The sequence below is a fragment of the Pseudescherichia sp. genome, from assembly GCF_031987975.1.
GTDB lineage: Bacteria > Pseudomonadota > Gammaproteobacteria > Enterobacterales > Enterobacteriaceae > Pseudescherichia.
This window is the reverse complement of sequence record NZ_DALZYX010000003.1, coordinates 226,025-247,039: the sequence shown is the minus strand read 5'-3', so window position 1 is coordinate 247,039 and position 21,015 is coordinate 226,025. Positions and strand designations below refer to the sequence as shown.

The following is a 21,015-nucleotide window of genomic DNA, read 5'->3' as shown; positions in this document are numbered from 1 at the left end:
CGCAATCGCTGGGCGCGCGTCGGTATCAGGCCAAAGCCTGCTTGAGGTCTGCCAGCAGATCCTTCTCATCTTCAATGCCCACCGACAGGCGGATCAGCTGCGGCGTAATGCCGTTCGCCAGGCGCTGCGCCAGCGGGATCGAGGCGTGGGTCATGCTGAACGGCTGGCTCACCAGACTTTCAACGCCGCCCAGGCTCTCGGCGAGGGTAAACAGCTTCAGCTTGCTAATGACCTCTGCCGCGCGCCGATCGTCACCTTTGATCACGATGGAGATCATGCCCCCCGGCTGAGCCATCTGCTGGCGCGCGAGGGCATACTGCGGATGCGACGTCAGCCACGGGAACCAGACTTTCTCCACCTGCGGCTGCTGCTCAAGCCAGCGGGCCAGCGCCAGGGCGTTGCTGCTGTGGCGCTCGATGCGCAGGGCGAGGGTGCGGATCCCGCGCAGGGTCAGGAAGCTGCTGAACGGATCGAGCACGCCGCCTACCGCGTTTTGCAGGTAGCCCAGCTTCTCCGCCAGCGCCGGGCGATCGCCCACCACCGCCAGTCCGGCCACCACGTCGGAGTGGCCGTTGAGGTATTTAGTAGCCGAGTGCACCACGATATCAAAGCCCAGCGTCAGCGGACGGTGGATCAGCGGCGAGGCGAAGGTGTTATCCGCCACGCTAATGACGTTATGACGGCGGGCGATCTCAGCGATGGCCGCCAGGTCCGCCAGCTTCAGTAGCGGGTTGGTGGGCGTCTCTACCCAAATCATCCGCGTATCCGGACGGATAGCGGCCTCCAGCCCGACCAAATCGTCTGGCTTCACCCAGCTCACCTGTAGACCGGTGCTACGGCGGCGCACGTTTTCAATGAGACGATAAGTACCGCCGTAGACGTCGTCGATGGCGACGATATGGCTATCTTTATCCAGCAGTTCCAGCACGGTGGAAATCGCCGCGAGGCCGGAGGCGAAGGCGTACCCGCGCGTGCCGCCTTCCAGCTCGGCGATGGCGCTTTCGAGGGCATGGCGCGTCGGGTTGCCGCTGCGGGAGTACTCGTAGCCGGTATGCTGCCCCGGCGCAGGCTGGGCAAAGGTCGAGGTGGCATAGATAGGCGGCATTACCGCCCCGTGCTGGTCGTTAAATGCTCCGCTGTGTACGCTGAGGGTGGCCAGAGCGCTAACAGGCGCAGCGGGCGCGGGTTGGTCATCATCCTGCAAGCCCTGTTGTTGCAGCCACTCGTCGTTAAACATGCGGGAGAGGTACTTGTTGCCGCTATCGCAGGCGAAGGTCACCACCCGCTTCGGCGTTGTCTGGGCCTGGCAGTAGCGTAGCGCAGCGGCCAGCAGCGTGCCGGTAGAGGAGCCAGCCAGCACGCCCTCCGTCTGCAACAGCTGGCGGGCAGTGGCAAAGGCCTCCGCATCTGATACCCGGTACGCCTGACGGACGTTCTCCAGATGGGCAAGAGGTGGGATAAAATCTTCCCCAATCCCTTCTACTCGCCAGGATCCCGCCTCGCCATGCTGCCCGGTTTCAACCTGATCCGCCAGAATCGAGCCGATGGGATCGGCAAGTACAAACTCGGTATGCGGAGAGTGTTTGGCAAACCATGCCTGTAGCCCGCCGAGCGTGCCGCCGGAGCCAACGCCCACCACCACCGCATCAATCCTGCCCGCCAGCTGGTCGAACAGCTCTGGTGCGGTGGTAGTAGCGTGCGCCAGCGGGTTGGCCGGGTTAGAGAACTGATCGATGTAGTAAGCGCCGGGCGTCTCCTCCGCCAGGCGGCGAGCGTAGTCCTGATAGTATTCCGGATGGCCTTTGGTCACGTCGGAGCGGGTTAGCCGCACCTCCACGCCCAGCGCACGCAGATGATAGATCTTCTCCTGGCTCATTTTGTCCGGTACCACCAGCACCAGCTTATAGCCCTTCTGGGCGGCAATCAGCGCCAGCCCAAGGCCAGTATTGCCTGCGGTGGCTTCAATAATGGTGCCGCCGGGAGTCAGCAGGTCCCGACGCTCGGCCTCGTTGATCATCGACAGCGCGACCCGGTCCTTTATTGAGCCGCCGGGATTCTGGTTCTCCAGCTTAAGAAAAAGCTCGCACGAACCGGTATCCAGTTTGTGTAGCTGTAAAATCGGCGTCTGACCAATAAGGTCGGTAATGGAGTGGAATACGGACATGTTTTGTCACCTGATATGAGATGCGATAGCAGGAGGATAGGGTGGTTAAAAGCAGGTTTTAAAGAATGATTCTCTGCTAACTAGAACGAAATGGCATATCTGTGCTATTTAGCCGTCAGGATGGAAAGAAGTCTACTTCTGGGGATAGATAGTGATGCGCTTATCCGATTTGTAAATCAAGGCGTTAGCATTGATCACTGCTGTCGTCGCCAGGCAAGCAGTGCTAATCTTATGCGCTTTTTCGATAACGGTTGCTGAATTAATCCTATAGACGCCAGGTCACGGTATGAGCCGCTTAGATCTGCACGTTATATCTTATTCATTTTTTGTTATTTCAAAGATAATAACGGCTGTTTATCATCATTCAGACATCCATACTGCTAAACCGCCATAACGGATACACCAACGAAAATGATCGTCCTGAGGAATATCTCTAAGATTTTTGACCACGGAAAGGTACCTATTACCGCCGTGGATAATGTGAACTTGACGGTCGAGCAGGGGCAAATCTACGGCATTATCGGCTACAGCGGCGCGGGCAAAAGTACCCTGATCCGCCTGCTTAACGGCCTGGAGAAGCCTACCGAGGGTAGCGTGACTATCAACGGTCAGGATATCTCCGCGGCACGCGGTGAAAGCCTGCGCCAGGCGCGGCTGAAGATCAGCATGGTCTTTCAGCACTTTAACCTGCTCTGGTCACGTACGGTAAATGAGAACATCGCCTTCTCGATGCAGATCGCGGGCGTGCCGAAAGCAAAAATCACCGCTCGGGTGGCGGAGCTGGTTGAGCTGGTCGGTCTGACCGGGCGCGAACATGCTTACCCGTCCCAGCTGAGCGGCGGGCAGAAGCAGCGCGTCGGCATCGCCCGCGCGCTGGCTAACAGCCCGGACGTGCTGCTGTGTGACGAAGCGACCTCGGCACTGGATCCGCAGACCACCGATCAGATCCTCGATCTGCTGCTGGATATCAATCGCCGCTTTAAGCTGACCATCGTGCTGATCACCCATGAGATGCACGTGGTACGTAAGATTTGCGACCGCGTGGCGGTGATGGAGAACGGCAAAGTGGTGGAAGAGGGTGACGTACTGGATGTCTTTACCCGTCCGCAGCAGCCGATCACTCGCCAGTTTGTGCGCCAGGTAAGCCAGTATGCGGAAGAAGAGACCTTTAATCTGGAGCTGGCTAACGATCTGGCTGGCAGCGTCATCAAGCTGACCTTTACCGGCCACAGCACGCACAAGCCGATCGTGGGGGAACTGACCCTGCGCTACGGTCTGCCGTTCAATATTCTGCATGGCAAAATGACCCAGACGGCGCACGGCGTTTTTGGACAACTTTGGGTGCACGTCGTAGCAACCCAGGAACAACTAGGCAATATCCTCGCAGATCTGCAGAAAAGCGATATTGACGGCGAGGTGATCAAACATGGCTGAGAATTTATTCCCGCATCTGCGCCTGGACCAGCTCTGGTCCGCCACGCAGGAAACACTCTATATGACGGCGCTCTCTGGCGTCGCGACCTTTGTGCTGGGGATCCTGCTCGGGCTGGCGCTGTTTTTAACCGCGAAGGGCGGGCTGTTCCAGAACAAGCCGCTCTACAGCGTGATCTCCATCGTGGTGAACGTGTTTCGCTCGATCCCGTTCATTATTCTGATCGTGCTGCTGATCCCCTTCACCAAGACCATTGTCGGCACCATTTTAGGAGCCAACGCCGCGCTGCCAGCGCTGATTGTCGGCGCTGCGCCGTTCTATGCCCGCCTGGTAGAGATTGCGCTGCGCGAAGTGGATAAAGGCGTCATTGAAGCTACGCGCTCCATGGGTGCGCGCCTCAGTACGCTCGTGTTTCGGGTGCTGTTGCCTGAATCGTCGCCTGCGTTAGTGTCAGGCATCACCGTTACGCTGATCGCTCTGGTGAGCTACAGCGCAATGGCTGGTGTGATCGGCGCGGGCGGTTTAGGAAATCTTGCTTATCTGGAAGGATTCCAGCGTAACCACAACGACGTCACGCTGGTGGCGACGGTGACCATTCTGATCATCGTTTTCATCATCCAGTTCTGCGGCGACGTGATTACCTCACTGTTAGATAAACGCTAAACACAACAACAATTTGGGAACCAACATCATGAAAAAGACACTGACACTGATTGCCGCAGCAACCCTCAGCGCCCTGAGCTTTGCCTCCTGGGCTGATACCCTGACCGTGGGCGCATCCAACGTGCCGCACGCGGAGATCCTCGAGCAGGCTAAGCCAATCCTCGCTAAACAGGGTATCGATCTGGAGATCAAACCGTTCCAGGACTACATCCTGCCGAACACCGCGCTGGCCAGCCGTGACATCGACGCGAACTACTTCCAGCACATCCCATATCTGAACAGCGTGCTGAAAGATCACGAAGGCGATAAAACCTATGACTTCGTCAGCGCCGGCGCGATCCACATCGAGCCGATTGGTATCTACTCGAAAAAATACAAGTCGCTGAAGGATCTGCCGCAGGGTGGCAAAGTGATCATGCGTGATGCCGTCGCGGAAGAGGGCCGTATTCTCTCTATCTTCGAGAAAGAGGGCGTGATCAAGCTGAAGCCGGGCGTGAATAAAGTGAACGCACGCATCAGCGACATCGTGGAAAACCCGAAAAAGCTGGAGTTCCTGCCGAACGTAGAAGGCTCCCTGCTGCCGCAGATGTATAACAACGACGAAGGCGATGCGGTGGTGATCAACGCCAACTACGCCATCGATGCGGGTCTCGACCCGGTGAAAGATCCGATCGCGGTAGAGAGCGGTGAGAACAACCCGTACGCCAACATCATCACCGTTCACCGTGGCGACGAGAAGAAGAAAGACGTCGTCGCGCTGGTGAACGTGCTGCACTCCAAAGAGATTCAGGACTGGATCCGTACCAAGTACAAAGGCGCGGTGATCCCAGTTAACAACTGAGTTTGATCTGTTGTGTTAGAGAGGCCCGCCTAAGAGCGGGCTTTTTTACGTCAGAATTAATGCTTAAGAAAAGTATTATACGAATATAATAAAATAACGTATGTAACTATTTGTTAGCTAACTCAGCAATCCACTGATAAATAAGAACTTTAACCTATTATAAAATATTTGTAATTGTGACGTTAATAGCGGTCTGCTGTGATCTGCGTCGTTATTTATAGCCCAAAAAGCCTGGCTTTGTTGATATTCATCACGTCTTCACTTTCCTAATTTTTTGAAACAGCCAATTACGATCCCGATCACTAAAATAAAGTTATTTAAAAAATAAAATGCAATTCCATAAAAACGGAACATCATTTTAATTTTGAGGGTGGCTATGTTGAAGAATACTCTGATCCTTGCGTCTCTTATCGGTGCCTCTTTTGCTGCGCAGGCGGTGACTGTCGATCTGCGTCACGAATATATTGATAACGGCACTAACGCCGATCGCGTGGCGGTCTCTCACCGTTTTGATAACGGCCTGGGTTTTGGCGTCGAAGCAAAATGGAAATCTGGCGGTGATAATGCCGATCAACCATTAACCGAAATCGTTGGCAACGGCCACGAAGAATCCCTGAACTGGCGCTGGAAAGCGACAGATAATTTTGCTCTTAACCCGGGCATTAATATTGAAAGTAAAGATACCTTCTCTATCTATAAACCTTATCTGCATGCGCAGTATAGTTTTGACAGCGGCGTCTATATCGCTGGCCGCTACCGCTATGAGTACACCCGCAACCCGGACTCTAACGTGGTTGATAACAAAGTAAATAAATTTGATGCCTGGGTAGGCTGGGCGATGGGCGACTGGCGCACCGAGCTGAACTACGTCTACGCGAAAAGTACCGAAGACGTTATTCGTGAAAATAACAAAACCTATTCTAACGAATATAACGTTAAGCTCGCTTATAAATGGGATAAAAACTGGTCCCCGTATGGCGAAGTGGGTAACGTCGGCGTACGAAATACCGACGAGCGCCAGACACGTTTCCGTGTCGGCGTAGCATATACCTTCTAACAGAACCCTCATGAGAAGACCCCGGAGCAGTTAGCCGGGGTTTTTTCTTTATATTTTTAGCGTGAGTAGAAAATAGATTATTCAGCTGAAGTAAAACAGATAAAAAAAGGCCCTCCATACGGAGGGCAAGGCCAGTTACTAAACACACTCAATTATGCTTGTAGCCATTCACGCTGCTCGGGAAGCTGGGCAATATAGAGCGCAGGCTTACCGTCTTTGTCGGAGCTAAACAGAACCGCACTGTCGTCCGGCGTAAATGACGGATGCGGATGGGTCACCTGACGGCTATTTGCCACCGTTGCCCAGGAGGTATCGTGACGTGCCGCGCGGTAGTAGCGCTTCTCTGCTACGTCGAACACGTAAATATAGGGATCGTTATCGATGCTGTAGCCGTCGGCATCGTTGACATCAACCGGCGAGCCTGAGCCGTCACCTACCAGCAGGGTGCCGTCAAAGTTACTCATCAGATGCGAGCAGGCCGGCATATCCATAATCGCTTCGTTTACGCCGGTGTTCGGATCAAAGCGATAGATGGTGCGGCCCTGCTGTCCCTTCAGGTACGAGACGTAGACCAGCGCCGAGCCGTTAGGTACCCAGAACTCATGGGTGCAGCTTTCACCCTCGGCATGGGTTTTTACTTTACGGATGTTGCTGCCATCCTCATTGACCAGCCACATGCGGGCATCCACCAGATCGTGCGGACCTTCATGACAGAAGGCGACGGTGTTGTCGTCAAACGGACGGTAGATTGGATGGCCCAGCCAGAGCTTCTCTTCGTGAATGGTGGCGCTTTCGCCGGTCCGCAAATCGACGCGCAGCAGGCGACAGCGGGGGCCTTTCAGGAAGAAATCGTGGAAAATTTTCCAGTCGTTAAGCGGGGTCCAGTCGCTTTTGGCAATTTCGATGCCGACAAGCTTGGTGCAGTCGCTGTTCGCCACCCAGGTGCCGTAGCCAACCCACTCATCCGGCACGCGATAGACTTCACGCTCGGCCAGGGTCTCCAGGTTCACTTCCCGCAGGGTGCGATCGTTTTTAACGTAGTAGAGGGCGCTATCGTCCGGCGACAGAAAGCCACCAAAGGTGTTATCGCCAGCGCCCTCGGTCAGCTGCACTGCTTCAGCTTTCGCAATGTTCAGCAGATAGTAGTTCCAGTGACCATCAAATTCCCCTGCGAAGAGCAGATGGCTGCCATCGTTAAAAAAGCATTTCTGATAGAAGTAGTTCCGATGACAGGTGACTTCGGGAGGGGTTAAGCGGATCACTTCCGCACCCGTGTCCGGATCGCGGCTGACTTCATAGTTGAGCTTAACCCGCATACCTTTCGCCATACTTATCTCCTTGTTAAGAGGGCCTGTCACGATGTTTCGGCCAGCGTAATGACCCGAATAGATTATGAGTTTAAAAACTAGGTGTTAAATTATCAAAACATCGTTTCAGTATGTGTGATTGGTCACGCACTTTATAAGAAAAAAGTCTCATAAAAGCAGCGTAGGGTAGTAAGAAAATGGACGTCTTTGATTTGCGACAAGAAAAATCAACGGGATAGCTAAAATTCAAAGATTTTATAAGTTTTTGTTTATAAAGATTTTTTCAACACTCGCCTCAGGCCACATTCGTCTGCTAAAAAACGTCTACAACGAACAATCGTGATCCTAATTCCAATTTTCAAATGAAATAGCAGAAAAAATGAAACAATGTTTTATTTGTAATTGAAAACACGTTTTAGCCGGGATACTATGGCCGCCATACTACAAAACGGAACAGCGTTTCGACGCTCCGTTGCGTGACGTTCGGTCAAAAACGATTTCGGAGGTAAATGTGGAAGTCAGACAAAGCATCCACAGCGCACATGCTAAGACGCTGGATACCCAGGGGCTGCGCGACGAGTTCTTAGTTGAGCAGGTATTCGAGGCGGACGCTTACACCATGGTGTACAGCCATATCGACCGCATTATCGTTGGCGGCATCATGCCGGTGGCGAAAACCGTTGCCGTAGGCGGTGAAGTGGGCAAGCAGCTGGGCGTCAGCTACTTCCTTGAGCGCCGCGAGCTGGGCACCATCAACATCGGTGGTCCGGGTACCATCACCGTTGACGGCCAGTGCTACGAAATCGGTCATCGCGATGCGCTCTATGTCGGAAAAGGGGCACAAGAGGTGGTGTTTGCCAGCGTCGATCCAGCAAAACCGGCCAAGTTCTACTACAACTGCGCCCCGGCCCATACCGCTTACCCGACCAAAAAAGTGACCCCGGCGGACGTCGCTCCGGTAACTCTTGGCGATCCGCTCACCAGCAACCGTCGTACTATTAACAAATACTTCGTGCCGGACGTGCTGGAGACCTGCCAGCTAAGCATGGGCCTGACCGAGCTGGAACCAGGCAACCTGTGGAACACCATGCCGTGCCACACCCATGAGCGCCGGATGGAGGTCTACTTCTACTTCAATATGGATGAGGACGCCTGCGTGTTCCATATGATGGGGCAGCCGCAGGAGACGCGCCACATCATCATGCATAACGAACAGGCAGTCATCTCACCGAGCTGGTCTATTCACTCAGGCGTTGGTACGCGCGCTTACACCTTCATCTGGGGGATGGTAGGCGAGAACCAGGTCTTTGATGATATGGACCATGTTGCCGTTAAGGATCTGCGCTAAGTCGCGGAGAGCAAAGCAAACCCTGCCTGGCGAACAGGCGCAGATAGATTAAGGAACCACTATGATTCTGAATGCATTTTCTCTTGAAGGTAAAGTTGCGGTTGTCTCTGGCTGTGATACCGGCCTGGGTCAGGGTATGGCCCTGGGTCTGGCGGAAGCGGGCTGTGACATCGTCGGGATTAACATCGTTGAGCCGACCGAGACCATTGAGCGCGTTACCGCGCTGGGTCGCCGCTTCCTGAGCCTGACCGCTGACCTGCGTCAGATCGACGGCATCCCTGCGCTGCTGGAGCGCGCGGTGAGTGAGTTCGGCCACATCGACGTGCTGGTGAACAACGCGGGTCTGATCCGTCGTGAAGACGCAATCAACTTCAGCGAAAAAGACTGGGACGACGTGATGGATCTCAACATCAAGAGCGTGTTCTTTATGTCTCAGGCGGCGGCGAAGCACTTTATCGCCCAGGGCAACGGCGGCAAAATCATCAACATCGCCTCCATGCTCTCCTTCCAGGGTGGCATTCGTGTACCGTCCTACACCGCGTCTAAAAGCGGCGTGATGGGCATCACCCGCCTGATGGCGAACGAGTGGGCGAAGCACAACATCAACGTGAACGCCATCGCACCGGGCTACATGGCGACCAACAACACCCAGCAGCTGCGTGCCGACGAGCAGCGCAGCGCTGAGATCCTTGACCGCATCCCGGCGGGCCGCTGGGGTCTGCCGAGCGATCTGATGGGACCGGTGGTGTTCCTCGCCTCCAGCGCTTCTGACTACATCAACGGCTACACCGTTGCGGTAGATGGCGGCTGGCTGGCGCGTTAATTCCCGATATTATGCATTATGAACCCTGCTCTTCGGCAGGGTTTTTTTTGCTTTTAAATCAGATAAGTCCATATGCATAATCACGAAATATCCATATACAAATGCCAAATAAAGGCGCTTACCTGTTTATTTATTAGCTAAAACATCAAATTAAAAGAATTTGATAATATTAACTTTGATTATCAAATTGGAATATCCATCACATAAACAATATGTATAGCAGTTTAATCCATATCTATGACCGTTACTCCCTGACACCTTTTGCCTTCCCTCTCTTACTTTCAATAGACGATTTATTACTTCAGGCAACAAAAGATGAGTTCATTGAGTCATAACGCACCGTCAGTGCCGCGCGCGTTACAGGATACGCGGCGCATGAATCTTTTTGTCTCTATCTCCGCCGCCGTCGCCGGTCTGCTATTTGGGCTGGATATTGGTGTGATCGCCGGAGCGCTGCCGTTTATTACCGACCACTTTACGCTAAGCAGTCGCCAGCAGGAGTGGGTCGTGAGCAGCATGATGCTGGGGGCGGCCATTGGGGCGCTGTTTAACGGTTGGCTCTCGTTTCGGCTGGGGCGCAAATATAGCCTGATGGCGGGGGCGATCCTTTTTGTAGCGGGTTCTCTCGGCTCGGCCTTCGCTACCAACGTTGAGGTACTGATTTTTTCAAGGGTGATCCTCGGCGTGGCGGTGGGCATCGCTTCCTACACCGCGCCGCTCTATCTCTCTGAGATGGCCAGTGAAAACGTACGCGGCAAGATGATCAGCATGTATCAGCTGATGGTGACGTTAGGGATCGTGATGGCATTTCTCTCTGATACGGCGCTGAGCTACTCCGGCAACTGGCGCGCCATGCTGGGCGTGCTGGCTCTGCCAGCGCTGGTGCTGATCGTACTGGTGATCTTCCTGCCAAACAGTCCACGCTGGCTGGCGGAGAAGGGGCGGCATATTGAGGCGGAGGAGGTGCTGCGTATGCTACGCGACACTTCCGAGAAGGCGCGGGAGGAGTTAAACGAGATCCGCGAAAGCCTGAAGCATAAGCAGGGCGGGTGGGGATTGTTTAAAGCCAACCCGAACGTACGTCGGGCGGTGTTTCTCGGCATGCTGCTGCAGGCGATGCAGCAGTTTACCGGGATGAACATCATCATGTACTACGCCCCGCGTATCTTTAAGATGGCCGGGTTTACCACGACCGAACAGCAGATGCTCGCTACCCTGGTAGTCGGTCTGACCTTTATGTTTGCCACCTTTATCGCCATCTTTATGGTGGATAAAGCCGGACGTAAGCCTGCACTGAAAATTGGTTTTAGCGTGATGGCATTTGGCACGCTGGTGCTGGGCTATTGCCTAATGCAGTTTGATAACGGCACCGCCTCCAGCGGTCTCTCCTGGCTTTCTGTCGGCATGACGATGATCTGTATTGCCGGGTACGCCATGAGCGCCGCGCCGGTAGTGTGGATCCTCTGCTCGGAGATCCAGCCCCTGAAATGCCGCGACTTCGGTATTACCTGCTCGACCACTACCAACTGGGTGTCGAATATGATTATCGGCGCAACCTTCCTGACGCTGCTGGATGCCATCGGCGCGGCGGGAACCTTCTGGCTCTATACCGCGCTGAATATCGCCTTTGTGGGCATTACCTTCTGGCTGATCCCGGAGACGAAAAACGTCACCCTTGAGCATATTGAGCGTAAGCTGATGGCGGGGGAAAAATTGAGGAATATTGGAGTATAAAAAGTTGCCCGGCGGCGCTTACGCTTGCCGGGCATTTTGCATTAACGCATCGCGCGTTTCAGGATACGTTCAGCCTGGCGCTGGAAGTCAGCCGCGGTCTCTTCCACGGTTTTCTGACCGTAATCAATATACTGCAGCGAAGTACCAAACTGGGCCACCACCTGCGGATCGTCAAAATAGGGTGATACCGTCAGCTTCGCCGGCAGCGACTGTGCCAGGCGCAGGCCCGCCACCGATGGATCTTCCTCTTTGATGGTGCCGTTCGCAGTCAGGGTCTCAACTGCCGCCTTGCTCAGCGGTACGCCGCGCTCGAGACCCAGCGTCTCCGCTCCCTCTTTGCTGTTCAGCAGGAAGTTAATCAGCTGCGCTGCCTCTTTCGGATGCTTAGTGGATTTGCCAATCGACAGCATCTGCGCCGGTTTAAAGAACAGGCCCGCGTCGGTTGCGCCCGGCAGCATCGGGTAGCTGCCCAGCTCCAGCTTCGCCGGTGGCTTCAGGTTATCGGAGTATTTGGTGATGGTGGAGTTCCACATGTAGGTGCCGCCCCATTCACCCTCAATCCACGGCTTCATCTCATACATGTTGCTCTTACCAAACGACGCGTAGTATTTGGTATCCGGCATCACGTGGCTATCAACAAGATCCTTATACGTCTGGAAGAACTCTACCCACTGCTCTTTGCTGTAGGCGAATTTTTTAGTCTTCTCATCCACTGCCGGGATATTGTATTTCTGGATCATGTACGAGTTCAGCAGCGCCAGGGTGTCCTGGTGCTCCAGCACCACCGGGTAGTACTGTTTTCCCAGCTTGCTCTCAAAGGTTTTGCCTGCGGCTTTTAGCTCATCCCAGGTTTTCGGGTACTCAACGCCCGCTTTTTTCCAGGTCTCGTTGTTGAAATAGAAGACGCGTGCGGTCACGGAGATCGGGATCCCGTTCAGCTTGCCGTTGACGGTGGTCGACTGTAACTCCTTCGGATCGAACTGGCTCAGATCGATCACATCCTTCACCTGATTAAGGTCGTAAAAACCGTCGCCGTTTTTGGAGAAGATCGGCAGCCAGTTCCAGTTGGTCTGCATCACGTCAGGCTCGGTGCCGCCAGCAATCTGCGTAGTCAGGCGGGAGAGATGGCCATCCCAGCCGGTGTATTCAGATTTTACATTAATGTCCGGATGCTGCTTGTGAAACTCCTCGATCGCCTTCAGTGTTACCTGGTGACGGCCATTACCGCCCCACCAGGACATACGCAGGTCAACGTTATCCGCCGCCTGTGAAGGAAGGGCACTCAGGCCTAATGTGGCGGAGATTGCTGCGCTTAAAAGCACTTTTTTCATTTTTATACTCCAGTTAGAGAGAGATGTTCTGTTCAGTTTTCGCGTCAAAGATATGACACTTATCCATGTCAAACGTAAACCAGACCTTACGGTTAAGGCCCTTTTCAATCATCGGCTTAGCTTCATCGGACGAAATACGGGCGGTCAGCTCGTAGTCGCCCACTTTCAGATAGACAAAGAACTCATGGCCCATGTTTTCGGTGCGCACCATCTCACCGGTGCAGCCGCCTTCGGCAAAAGGTTCATCGGAGAGGGAGACAAATTCCGGGCGCACGCCAAAGAACACCGACTGGTTCTGATACGCAGCGACCTTCTCCTGCTGGCGAGCGTTTAGCGGCAGACTCTCGTCGCCAATGGTGATATGCAGGCGACCCGCTTTATCAATCAGCTTGCCGGGCTTGATGTTCATCTCCGGTGCGCCAATGAACCCCGCCACGAACATGTTTTTCGGGTAGTGGTAGAGGTTATCCGGGGTATCCACCTGCATGATGTGCCCCAGCTTCATTACGCAGATGCGATCGCCCATGGTCATGGCTTCGGTCTGGTCGTGGGTCACGTAGACGGTGGTGGCTGGTTTACCGGAGCTTTTGAGCTGCTTATGCAGATCCGAAATACGGATGCGCATCGAGGCGCGCAGCTTGGCGTCGAGGTTAGAGAGCGGTTCGTCAAACAGAAATACGTCCGGTTTCTTCACAATCGCCCGGCCTACCGCCACGCGCTGGGCCTGGCCGCCGGAGAGCTGGCGCGGCAGACGCTCCAGCAGCTCCTCCAGCTCGAGGATCTTCGCCGCTTCGTCCACATACCTGTCGATCTGATCCTTCGGCATCTTGCTCAGCTTGAGGCCGAAGGCGAGGTTTTCACGCACCGTCATGTGCGGATAGAGGGCGTAATTCTGGAACACCATCGCAATGCCGCGCTCTTTCGGGGCCAGGTTGTTCACCACCTTTTCACCGATGCGCACTTCGCCGCCGCTGATGGTCTCCAGCCCGGCCAGCATGCGCAGGGTGGTGGACTTGGCGCAGCCGGATGGGCCGACAATCACCATAAACTCCCCGTCAGCGATCTTCAGGTCGATACCATGTACCGCTTTGAAGCCGTTGGAGTACACTTTTTCCAGCTTGTTGAAAATAACTTCAGCCATGATATTTCCCTCTTAACCTTTAATTCCGCTGCTGGTCACGCCCTGTACGAAGTAGCGTTGAGCCAGGAAGAAGACAATGATGGACGGCAGAATGGAGATACTCGCCATTGCCAGAATTTCGTTCCACGGCGCGCCTTCGGTCACGTCGATGGACATTTTGAGCGCCAGGGCAATCGGATACTTATCCACGCTGTAGACGTAGATCAGCGGCCCGATAAAGTCGTTCATCGACCACATGAACTGGAACAGCGCTACCGAGATAATTGCCGGTTTCAGGATCGGTACGACCACGTACCAGAGCACCTGGGCAGAGTTGCAGCCGTCGATCTGCGCCGCCTCTTCCATGTCACGCGGTACGCCGCGCAGGAACTGGATCAGCATGAAGACGAAGAAGCCCTGGGTGGCAAAGGCCAGCGGCAGATAGAGCGGCATATAGCTGTTGAGCATGCCCATCTCACGGAACATCAGGTACTGCGGGATCAGCAGCACGGTGCTTGGCAGCAGCATGGTGGTGATCAGCGTTGCGAACCAGAACTTCTTCCACGGGATTTCGAAGCGGGCAAAGCCATACGCCACGATGGTGGAGGAGATAATGGTCAGGATCACTTTCGGGATCACATACTTGAAGGTATTCAGCATGTAATGGCCGAAATTATATTCGGTACCGGTTTTCCAGCCGTTGATGAACCCGTCCCAGGTGGCGTTGGCTGGCCACAGGCTCAGGGTAGTGAAGATCTCGTGGTTAGGCTTGAACGCCGCCGAGAACATCCACACCAGCGGATAGAGCATCAGCAGACCAACGAACAGCAAAATGACATAGCGGATCCACGCGCTGATCTTCTCGCGACGCAGCGTGCGGGCCACTTCACGTTCGGCGTGGCTCGCTGCCGGGGTAATTTGTTGTACGTCAGCCATTTTTGCCTCCCTTATCGGCGGAGTAGAAGACCCAATATTTTGATGACTTAAAGGCAATGGAGGCGAAGACGGCCACCACCAGGAACAGTACCCACGCCAGCGCCGCGCCGTAACCCATATCGAAATACTTAAAGGCGGTGTCGTAGATGTAGAGCGAGAAGAGATAGGTGTAGTAGGTCGGGCCGCCGCCGGTAATGACGTACGGGCCGGTAAACTCCTGGAATGCCTGGGTGGTCTGCATAATGAAGTTGAAGAAAATCACCGGCGTAATCAGCGGCACGGTTACCTTCATAAACATCTGCCACTTCGACGCGCCGTCGATCATCGCCGCCTCATACTGCGACTGCGGTACGTTTTGCAGCGCGGCGAGGAAGATCACCATCGCGGAACCAAACTGCCAGACGCGCAGCAGGGTCACGGACATCAGCGCCAGCGACGGCTCACCCAGCCAGTTAATAGGATCGAGGCCAAAAACGCCGATAAAGCTGTTCAGCAGGCCGTCGATAGCAAACAGCGCGCGCCACAGAACGGCGATGGCGACGGAGCTGCCAAGAATCGATGGGATATAGTAGGCGGTACGGAAAAAGCCGATGCCGCGTAATTTAAAGTTAAGAACAAAGGCGATCCCCAGCGCAAAAGCGAGCTTCAGCGGGATCGTTAAAAATACGTAGGCAAAGGTGACGCCCATTGATTTCCAGAACAGGGAGTCTTCGGTCAGCATGTAACGGTAGTTTTCAATCCCGTTAAATACCGGCGGACTCATTAAGTCATACTCAGTAAAACTGAGGAAAAACGAGGAAACGAAGGGAAAGGCCGTAAAGACGATCAACCCGATGATATAGGGCGATATCCAGGCCAATCCCAGCAGTCTGTTTTCATTCATATATACCTGCCTGGGTGTATGATTGCTTTTTAAAACGGTGTTTTAATTTATCTTATTGCGATTTATAGCGCCGTCATTCGATTAATTATGGAAATGTGATCAAAGTCGAAACGACGTTTCAATAAGGTGAGCCAGGTGACATTTCCAGTGAGCACGTGGGGTAAGTGCCTGGAAAAATGAATGATTAACCCGCTAATGATTTGCTGTAAATAAAAATGCCCTCGCGGCGGAGGGCGTTTTAATAGGGGGGCGTTAACGGTTACGCTGTGAGGAAATCTTCACGTACCGGCGTAAAGGTGTCGAGCAGGGTGCCCGCTTTTAAGCAGACGCAGCCATGCACAATGTTTGGCTCTTTATAGAGGGTATCCCCGGCGCGGACGATATGTTTTTCATCACCGATGGTAAATTCAAACTCGCCGGACAAAACATAGGTAAGCTGTTCATGAGGGTGGTTATGCAAGGGGCCAATCGCACCTTCGCTAAAATTCACCTCTACCGCCATCATTTTGCCCGAGTGGGCCAGAATGCGCCGGGTAACGCCGTTGCCCAGATCGTCGAGCTGGGTCTGTTGGTGGAAAGTAAACATGAGAGCGTCCTGTAGTCGTGTAGGTTTAATATAAAACAATGTTTCATTAAATTTATATCAGCCAGCGTTAAAAAGAAACGCGACGCCTAATAAGTGGAAAGCCGATCACAAGTTTGTTTTCACGGGCGGATAACAGGAGAGAGGCAAGATGAAAACCATAGGACTGCTGGGCGGGATGAGCTGGGAATCGACCATTCCCTACTACCGTCTGATCAATGAGGGAATTAAAGCCCGGCTGGGTGGCCTGCACTCCGCCAACCTGCTGCTGCACAGCGTCGATTTTCACGAGATCGAGACCTGCCAGTCGAGCGGCGACTGGGACAAAGCCGGAGAGATCCTTGCCAGCGCTGCCGCAGGCCTTGAGCGCGCGGGTGCCGAGGGGATCGTGCTCTGTACCAATACCATGCATAAGGTCGCCGACCAGATTGAGGATCGCTGTAACGTGCCGTTTTTGCACATCGCTGACGCCACCGCCCGGGCGATCCAGAAGCAAAACCTGCAGCTGGTCGCGCTGCTGGGCACCCGCTATACCATGGAGCAAGATTTCTACCGCGGACGGATGCGCGATGCCCACGGCATTGAAACCTGCGTCCCGGACGGGGAGGATCGCGCCAGGGTTAATCAGATCATCTTTGACGAGCTGTGCCGGGGCACGTTTAGTGAGCCGTCGCGGGCATACTTTATTGACCTGATTGCGCGCATGGCGAGCCAGGGGGCGCAAGGGGTGATCTTTGGCTGCACTGAAATCGGCCTGCTGGTCTCCCAGGATCAAAGCCCGATCCCAGTGTTTGATACCGCCGCGCTGCATGCCGCCGACGTCGTCGATTTTATGCTGGATTAACCGTTCGCCAGCACCGCCTCTAACGGCTCGATAATGCGCGACACCGCCTGCTGTAAGTGGGTTGAGAAGGTATCCACCAGCGCGGACGCGGGGCGGTGCAGGGGGCGGATCAGGCTGACGGTAAAGGGCACGGCGATGCTAAAGGGCCTGACCACCACGCCGCTGCTGGCGTAGTCGAGAGCCGTGAGGGGGTTGACCACCGACACCCCAACCCCGGCGCGCACCATCGCGCAGACGCTGGCGGCGCTGTGGGTCTCAACCACCATGCGGCGTTTTACCTGGTGCTCGCTGAACAGGGCATCCAGCAGCTGGCGATAGCTGTCCGAACGCGACAGGCTGATGTAGTTCTCGCCCTGAAAATCCTGCGGCGTAAGCACTCTGTGCTGCGCCAGCGGATGCCCGGCGGGCAGAACGCACACCTCGTTGAGGGTCAGCAGCGGCGTGCGCTCGGTTCCGGCGGGGGTACTCAGGGTTTCGGTCAGGCCGAGATCGTGACGCTGGGCAGAGAGCCACTCCTCCAGCAGTGGCGACTCCTGCGGCACCACGTTGAGGCTCACCTCCGGATAGCGGGCAAGAAACGGCTGCAGCAGCAGGGGCAGAAATGATTGGGAGAAGACCGGCAGGCAGACGATAGACAACTCCCCCTGGCGGAACTCTCGAAGGCTCTCGGCGGCGCTGACGATGCGATCCAACCCGTACCACGAGCGCTGCACCTCTTCAAACAGGCGCAGGCCCTGCACCGTCGGGTGCAGCCTGCCCCGTGCTCGCTCAAATAACGTCAGGCCAATCACCTTTTCAAAGCGCGCCAGCTCCCGGCTGACGGTGGGCTGCGAGGTATGCAGCAGGCGTGCGGCCTCGGTCAGGTTCCCGGCGGTCATCACGGCGTGAAAAATTTCGATATGGCGAAGGTTAACGGCGGGCATCGACTTTCCTGCGGCGTAAGGTATATCAGATTTGCATAGAATCGTAACATAACGATATTTTTTATTCCCTTCGGCCTGTGGCGTAATAGTGAAAAATCATTATGGAGTCCGCCATGCCACGCCCGTTGAACAACACCGATACCGCGCTCACCGCCGCCAACCTGCACGGCCTGGTGACTGAATTTGGCTGCCCGGTCTGGGCCTACGACGCAGAGATCATCCGCCGTCGGATTGCCCAGCTGGCGAAGTTTGACGTGGTGCGTTTCGCCCAGAAGGCGTGCTCTAATATTCATATTTTGCGTCTGATGCGCGAGCAGGGCGTTAAGGTGGATTCAGTATCGCTGGGCGAGATCGAACGCGCGCTGGCTGCGGGCTACCAGCCGCAGAGCGATGCGGATGAGATCGTCTTTACTGCCGATCTGATCGACCCGCCGACGATGGCCCGCGTGCATGAACTACAAATCCCGGTTAACGCCGGCTCGGTGGATATGCTGGCCCAGCTGGGGGAGGTCTCTCCGGGTCACCGCGTCTGGCTGCGGGTTAACCCAGGCTTCGGTCACGGCCACAGCCAGAAAACCAATACCGGCGGCGAGAATAGCAAGCACGGGATCTGGTACAGCGATCTGCCCGCCGCGCTGGAGGTTATGCAGCGCTACCAGCTTAAGCTGGTGGGGATCCATATGCATATTGGTTCGGGCGTGGATTACGGCCACCTTGAGCAAGTTTGCGGCGCGATGGTCAGCCAGGTGATTGAGTTCGGTCAGGATCTGGAGGCGATCTCTGCCGGGGGCGGGCTGTCTATCCCTTACCGCGAAGGGGAAGAGGCGATCGACACCGATCACTACTTTGGCCTGTGGAACAGCGCCCGGGAAAAAATTGCTGCCCATCTTGGGCATCCGGTGAAGCTCGAGATCGAGCCGGGACGTTTCCTGGTAGCTGAATCCGGCGTGCTGGTGGCTCAGGTGCGCAGCGTCAAAGCGATGGGCAGCCGTCACTTTGTGTTGATCGACGCCGGCTTTAACGACCTGATGCGTCCGGCAATGTACGGCAGCTATCACCACATCAGTGCTCTGGCGGCAGACGGTCGCGACCTGGCGGCTGAACCGCTTATCGATACCGTCGTAGCCGGTCCGCTGTGTGAGTCCGGAGACGTCTTTACCCAGCAGGCGGGCGGGGAAGTCGAAACCCGTGCCCTGCCAGCGGTAGTGCCGGGAGATTACCTGGTGCTGCACGATACCGGAGCCTATGGCGCATCGATGTCATCCAACTACAACAGCCGTCCGCTGCTGCCGGAAGTACTGTTTGACGGCGGCGCGGCGCGGCTGATCCGTCGTCGCCAGACCATCGACGAGCTGCTGGCGCTGGAGCTACTGTAAGACGATGAGCGTGAAGATCCTGCCCCTGTATGACGCACCGCACTTTGCGGACCAGGTAACCGAATGGCTGTGGCAGGCCTTTGGCGAGACGCTGTCGCGAGACTTTTTTGCCAGCGTGATCGCCCATAGCCAGCGGCCAGAAGCGCTGCCGCTTACCTTTATCGCTACTGAGGGTGAGACGCTGCTGGGTACGGTGGGGCTTTGGCGCTGCGATCTTATTAGCCGTCAGGATCTCTGGCCGTGGCTGGCGGCGCTCTACGTCGATGAGGCCGCGCGCGGGCAGGGGCTGGCGGGCAGGCTTCAGCAGCACGTAAAGGATTACGCCCGCAAGCGGGGCTTTACCCAGCTGCATCTCTACTCCGCCTGCCGCGATTTTTATGAGCGCTTTGGCTGGGATTATATCGGTGACGGCCTGGACTACCCGGCCACCACGGTGCACCTCTACCGCTGCGCGCTTTAGCTCTCCTGAGAGGTCCCCACCGAATGACGCCGCACCAGCGTCGGGCTGAAAAGGTGGGTGATCTCCGGCAGGGGTTGCTCTTTCGCCAGCGCCAGCGCCAGCTCTGCGGCCTGGGTCGCCATTGTGACGATGGGATAGCGGACAGTGGTCAAGCGCGGACGGACGTAGCGGGAGATCAGCACGTCATCAAAGCCTATCAGCGAGATCTCGCCCGGCACCTCAATGCCGTTATCGTTTAACACACCCATCGCTCCGGCGGCCATCGAGTCGTTATAGCAGGCCACGGCGGTAAAATGCCTTCCCCGCCCGAGCAGCTCGGTCATTGCCTGCTCGCCGCCGCTCTCATCCGGCTCGCCCCAGGTCACCAGCCTGTCGTTACAGGGCAGGCCGTTCTCCCGCAACGCATCGTAATAGCCCTGGAGGCGATCTTCCGCATCGGAGATAGCATGGTTTGAGCAGAGGTAGCCAATTTTGGTATGCCCCTGCTGGATAAGATGCCGGGTCGCCAGCCATGCGCCGTAGCGATCGTCCAGCGCTACGCAGCGCTGCTCGTAGCCGGGCAGAATGCGGTTGATCAGCACCATGCCGGGCATCTGATCCATCAGCCCGGCTAACTCTTCATTGGGAATGCTTTTGGCATGTACCACCAGCGCCGCGCAGCGGTGACGCATCAGCTGCTCGATAGCGCGCCGCTCTTTCTGTTCATTATGGTAGCCGTTACCAATCAGCAAAAAGTTACCGGTGTGGTAGGCCACCTGCTCCACGGCTTTGACCATGGCGCCAAAAAAGGGATCGGAGACGTCGCCGACCACCAGCCCGATAGTCTCCGTTGACTGCTGGGCCAGCGCGCGTGCATTCGCATTGGGATGGTAGTTGAGTGAGGCCATGGCGCTCTGTACCGCCTGCCGGGAGGCGTCGCTGGCCTTGGGGGAGCTATTGATGACGCGCGACACCGTGGCGACGGAGACACCTGCGAGCTTTGCAACATCCTTTATGGTCGCCATTCTGAACCTTCTCTGATGGGTAAGCGGTTACACATGGTTAAGTGTTGCGGAAAAGCGCGGCGTGTTCAAGGCTCTTACGCCCCCGGAATGTGCAAACGTGAGCTAAAGCGCATGTGCACAGTGAAACCGTTACACCTTTGTTATCGGATAAATAAAACAGAAAAAGGGTAATTCAAACCTTTAGTT

General features: G+C 55.5%; 19 protein-coding genes and 1 pseudogene. 10 read left to right on the top strand and 10 right to left on the bottom strand.

The annotated features are described in order from the left end of the window. Window positions 1–25 precede the first annotated feature (25 nt). Both RTN40_RS06980 and RTN40_RS06975 read right to left on the bottom strand, forming a co-directional pair. Window positions 26–1,159 carry a trans-sulfuration enzyme family protein gene (locus RTN40_RS06980; RefSeq protein ID WP_409418518.1) on the bottom strand — a complete coding sequence of 378 codons (1,134 nt, stop codon included), beginning with the start codon at window positions 1,157–1,159 and terminating at the stop codon, window positions 26–28. Between the two features lie 42 nt (window positions 1,160–1,201). Beyond that, window positions 1,202–2,164 (bottom strand): annotated as a pseudogene (locus tag RTN40_RS06975) (PLP-dependent cysteine synthase family protein); the annotation flags it as partial. Between the two features lie 411 nt (window positions 2,165–2,575). Between RTN40_RS06975 and RTN40_RS06970 the strand changes: the two are divergent. The 4 genes from RTN40_RS06970 to RTN40_RS06955 all read left to right on the top strand — a co-directional run bounded on the left by RTN40_RS06970 (window position 2,576) and on the right by RTN40_RS06955 (window position 6,157). Then, window positions 2,576–3,598 carry an ATP-binding cassette domain-containing protein gene (locus tag RTN40_RS06970; RefSeq protein ID WP_312227829.1) on the top strand — a complete coding sequence of 341 codons (1,023 nt, stop codon included), beginning with the start codon at window positions 2,576–2,578 and terminating at the stop codon, window positions 3,596–3,598. Then, window positions 3,591–4,259 (top strand): methionine ABC transporter permease, encoded by a 669-nt coding sequence (locus tag RTN40_RS06965; RefSeq protein WP_312227828.1) that lies wholly within the window; start codon window positions 3,591–3,593, stop codon window positions 4,257–4,259. Before RTN40_RS06970 ends, RTN40_RS06965 begins: the two co-directional genes overlap by 8 nt. Before the next feature lie 28 nt (window positions 4,260–4,287). Then, window positions 4,288–5,100 carry a MetQ/NlpA family ABC transporter substrate-binding protein gene (locus tag RTN40_RS06960; RefSeq protein ID WP_103818365.1) on the top strand — a complete coding sequence of 271 codons (813 nt, stop codon included), beginning with the start codon at window positions 4,288–4,290 and terminating at the stop codon, window positions 5,098–5,100. A 376-nt stretch (window positions 5,101–5,476) separates the two neighbouring features. Further along, complete coding sequence (locus RTN40_RS06955) at window positions 5,477–6,157, top strand: oligogalacturonate-specific porin KdgM family protein (protein ID WP_312227827.1); 681 nt, start codon at window positions 5,477–5,479, stop codon at window positions 6,155–6,157. A 152-nt stretch (window positions 6,158–6,309) separates the two neighbouring features. Here the strand turns inward: RTN40_RS06955 and RTN40_RS06950 are convergent, their stop codons facing one another. Further along, window positions 6,310–7,485, bottom strand: coding sequence for an oligogalacturonate lyase family protein (locus RTN40_RS06950; protein ID WP_312227826.1), 1,176 nt, complete (start codon window positions 7,483–7,485; stop codon window positions 6,310–6,312). Window positions 7,486–7,975: 490 nt separating this feature from the next. On the opposite strand from RTN40_RS06950, the gene kduI reads away from it, so the two are divergent. From kduI to RTN40_RS06935, 3 genes are all read left to right on the top strand, one after another. Next, window positions 7,976–8,812: a 5-dehydro-4-deoxy-D-glucuronate isomerase gene (gene kduI, locus RTN40_RS06945; protein WP_312227825.1), complete on the top strand. Its 837-nt coding sequence runs from the start codon at window positions 7,976–7,978 to the stop codon at window positions 8,810–8,812. A gap of 61 nt (window positions 8,813–8,873) precedes the next feature. Further along, entirely contained in the window at window positions 8,874–9,635 is a 762-nt protein-coding gene (gene kduD / locus RTN40_RS06940; RefSeq protein ID WP_042387961.1) for a 2-dehydro-3-deoxy-D-gluconate 5-dehydrogenase KduD, read from the top strand. Between the two features lie 315 nt (window positions 9,636–9,950). Then, window positions 9,951–11,369 carry a sugar porter family MFS transporter gene (locus RTN40_RS06935; RefSeq protein WP_312227824.1) on the top strand — a complete coding sequence of 473 codons (1,419 nt, stop codon included), beginning with the start codon at window positions 9,951–9,953 and terminating at the stop codon, window positions 11,367–11,369. A gap of 41 nt (window positions 11,370–11,410) precedes the next feature. Here RTN40_RS06935 and RTN40_RS06930 read toward each other — a convergent pair whose 3' ends face one another. The 5 genes from RTN40_RS06930 to RTN40_RS06910 form a co-directional block, all read right to left on the bottom strand. Further along, window positions 11,411–12,700 carry an ABC transporter substrate-binding protein gene (locus RTN40_RS06930; protein WP_312227823.1) on the bottom strand — a complete coding sequence of 430 codons (1,290 nt, stop codon included), beginning with the start codon at window positions 12,698–12,700 and terminating at the stop codon, window positions 11,411–11,413. Window positions 12,701–12,713: 13 nt separating this feature from the next. Then, entirely contained in the window at window positions 12,714–13,841 is a 1,128-nt protein-coding gene (locus tag RTN40_RS06925; RefSeq protein ID WP_312227822.1) for an ABC transporter ATP-binding protein, read from the bottom strand. A gap of 12 nt (window positions 13,842–13,853) precedes the next feature. Further along, window positions 13,854–14,756, bottom strand: a complete 903-nt coding sequence (locus tag RTN40_RS06920; protein ID WP_268106882.1) for a carbohydrate ABC transporter permease — start codon at window positions 14,754–14,756, stop codon at window positions 13,854–13,856. Then, window positions 14,749–15,639: a carbohydrate ABC transporter permease gene (locus tag RTN40_RS06915; RefSeq protein WP_154058480.1), complete on the bottom strand. Its 891-nt coding sequence runs from the start codon at window positions 15,637–15,639 to the stop codon at window positions 14,749–14,751. The genes RTN40_RS06920 and RTN40_RS06915 overlap by 8 nt, the downstream gene beginning before the upstream one ends. Window positions 15,640–15,898: 259 nt before the next feature. Continuing rightward, on the bottom strand, window positions 15,899–16,225 hold the full coding sequence (locus tag RTN40_RS06910) for a cupin domain-containing protein (RefSeq protein WP_312227821.1): 327 nt from the start codon (window positions 16,223–16,225) through the stop codon (window positions 15,899–15,901). A gap of 148 nt (window positions 16,226–16,373) precedes the next feature. On the opposite strand from RTN40_RS06910, the gene RTN40_RS06905 reads away from it, so the two are divergent. Continuing rightward, window positions 16,374–17,066 carry an aspartate/glutamate racemase gene (locus tag RTN40_RS06905; protein ID WP_312227820.1) on the top strand — a complete coding sequence of 231 codons (693 nt, stop codon included), beginning with the start codon at window positions 16,374–16,376 and terminating at the stop codon, window positions 17,064–17,066. Here RTN40_RS06905 and RTN40_RS06900 read toward each other — a convergent pair. Beyond that, window positions 17,063–17,989, bottom strand: a complete 927-nt coding sequence (locus RTN40_RS06900) for a LysR family transcriptional regulator (protein WP_312227819.1) — start codon at window positions 17,987–17,989, stop codon at window positions 17,063–17,065. The genes RTN40_RS06905 and RTN40_RS06900 overlap by 4 nt on opposite strands. A 113-nt stretch (window positions 17,990–18,102) precedes the next feature. On the opposite strand from RTN40_RS06900, the gene lysA reads away from it, so the two are divergent. Both lysA and RTN40_RS06890 read left to right on the top strand, forming a co-directional pair. Next, window positions 18,103–19,365, top strand: coding sequence for a diaminopimelate decarboxylase (gene lysA, locus RTN40_RS06895; RefSeq protein ID WP_312227818.1), 1,263 nt, complete (start codon window positions 18,103–18,105; stop codon window positions 19,363–19,365). A 10-nt stretch (window positions 19,366–19,375) separates the two neighbouring features. Next, on the top strand, window positions 19,376–19,825 hold the full coding sequence (locus RTN40_RS06890) for a GNAT family N-acetyltransferase (protein ID WP_312227972.1): 450 nt from the start codon (window positions 19,376–19,378) through the stop codon (window positions 19,823–19,825). Here RTN40_RS06890 and galR read toward each other — a convergent pair. Next, window positions 19,822–20,829, bottom strand: a complete 1,008-nt coding sequence (gene galR, locus RTN40_RS06885; RefSeq protein WP_312227817.1) for an HTH-type transcriptional regulator GalR — start codon at window positions 20,827–20,829, stop codon at window positions 19,822–19,824. The genes RTN40_RS06890 and galR overlap by 4 nt on opposite strands. Between the last annotated feature and the right edge of the window lie 186 nt (window positions 20,830–21,015).

Bases quoted from the DNA above. Each gene is read 5' to 3' on its own strand.
- RTN40_RS06970 (WP_312227829.1), top strand. From the start codon at position 2,576: ATGATCGTCCTGAGGAATATCTCTAAGATTTTTGACCACGGAAAGGTA.
- RTN40_RS06965 (WP_312227828.1), top strand. From the start codon at position 3,591: ATGGCTGAGAATTTATTCCCGCATCTGCGCCTGGACCAGCTCTGGTCC.
- RTN40_RS06960 (WP_103818365.1), top strand. From the start codon at position 4,288: ATGAAAAAGACACTGACACTGATTGCCGCAGCAACCCTCAGCGCCCTG.
- RTN40_RS06955 (WP_312227827.1), top strand. From the start codon at position 5,477: ATGTTGAAGAATACTCTGATCCTTGCGTCTCTTATCGGTGCCTCTTTT.
- RTN40_RS06950 (WP_312227826.1), bottom strand. From the start codon at position 7,485: ATGGCGAAAGGTATGCGGGTTAAGCTCAACTATGAAGTCAGCCGCGAT.
- kduD (WP_042387961.1), top strand. From the start codon at position 8,874: ATGATTCTGAATGCATTTTCTCTTGAAGGTAAAGTTGCGGTTGTCTCT.
- RTN40_RS06935 (WP_312227824.1), top strand. From the start codon at position 9,951: ATGAGTTCATTGAGTCATAACGCACCGTCAGTGCCGCGCGCGTTACAG.
- RTN40_RS06930 (WP_312227823.1), bottom strand. From the start codon at position 12,700: ATGAAAAAAGTGCTTTTAAGCGCAGCAATCTCCGCCACATTAGGCCTG.
- RTN40_RS06925 (WP_312227822.1), bottom strand. From the start codon at position 13,841: ATGGCTGAAGTTATTTTCAACAAGCTGGAAAAAGTGTACTCCAACGGC.
- RTN40_RS06920 (WP_268106882.1), bottom strand. From the start codon at position 14,756: ATGGCTGACGTACAACAAATTACCCCGGCAGCGAGCCACGCCGAACGT.
- RTN40_RS06915 (WP_154058480.1), bottom strand. From the start codon at position 15,639: ATGAATGAAAACAGACTGCTGGGATTGGCCTGGATATCGCCCTATATC.
- RTN40_RS06910 (WP_312227821.1), bottom strand. From the start codon at position 16,225: ATGTTTACTTTCCACCAACAGACCCAGCTCGACGATCTGGGCAACGGC.
- RTN40_RS06905 (WP_312227820.1), top strand. From the start codon at position 16,374: ATGAAAACCATAGGACTGCTGGGCGGGATGAGCTGGGAATCGACCATT.
- RTN40_RS06900 (WP_312227819.1), bottom strand. From the start codon at position 17,989: ATGCCCGCCGTTAACCTTCGCCATATCGAAATTTTTCACGCCGTGATG.
- lysA (WP_312227818.1), top strand. From the start codon at position 18,103: ATGCCACGCCCGTTGAACAACACCGATACCGCGCTCACCGCCGCCAAC.
- galR (WP_312227817.1), bottom strand. From the start codon at position 20,829: ATGGCGACCATAAAGGATGTTGCAAAGCTCGCAGGTGTCTCCGTCGCC.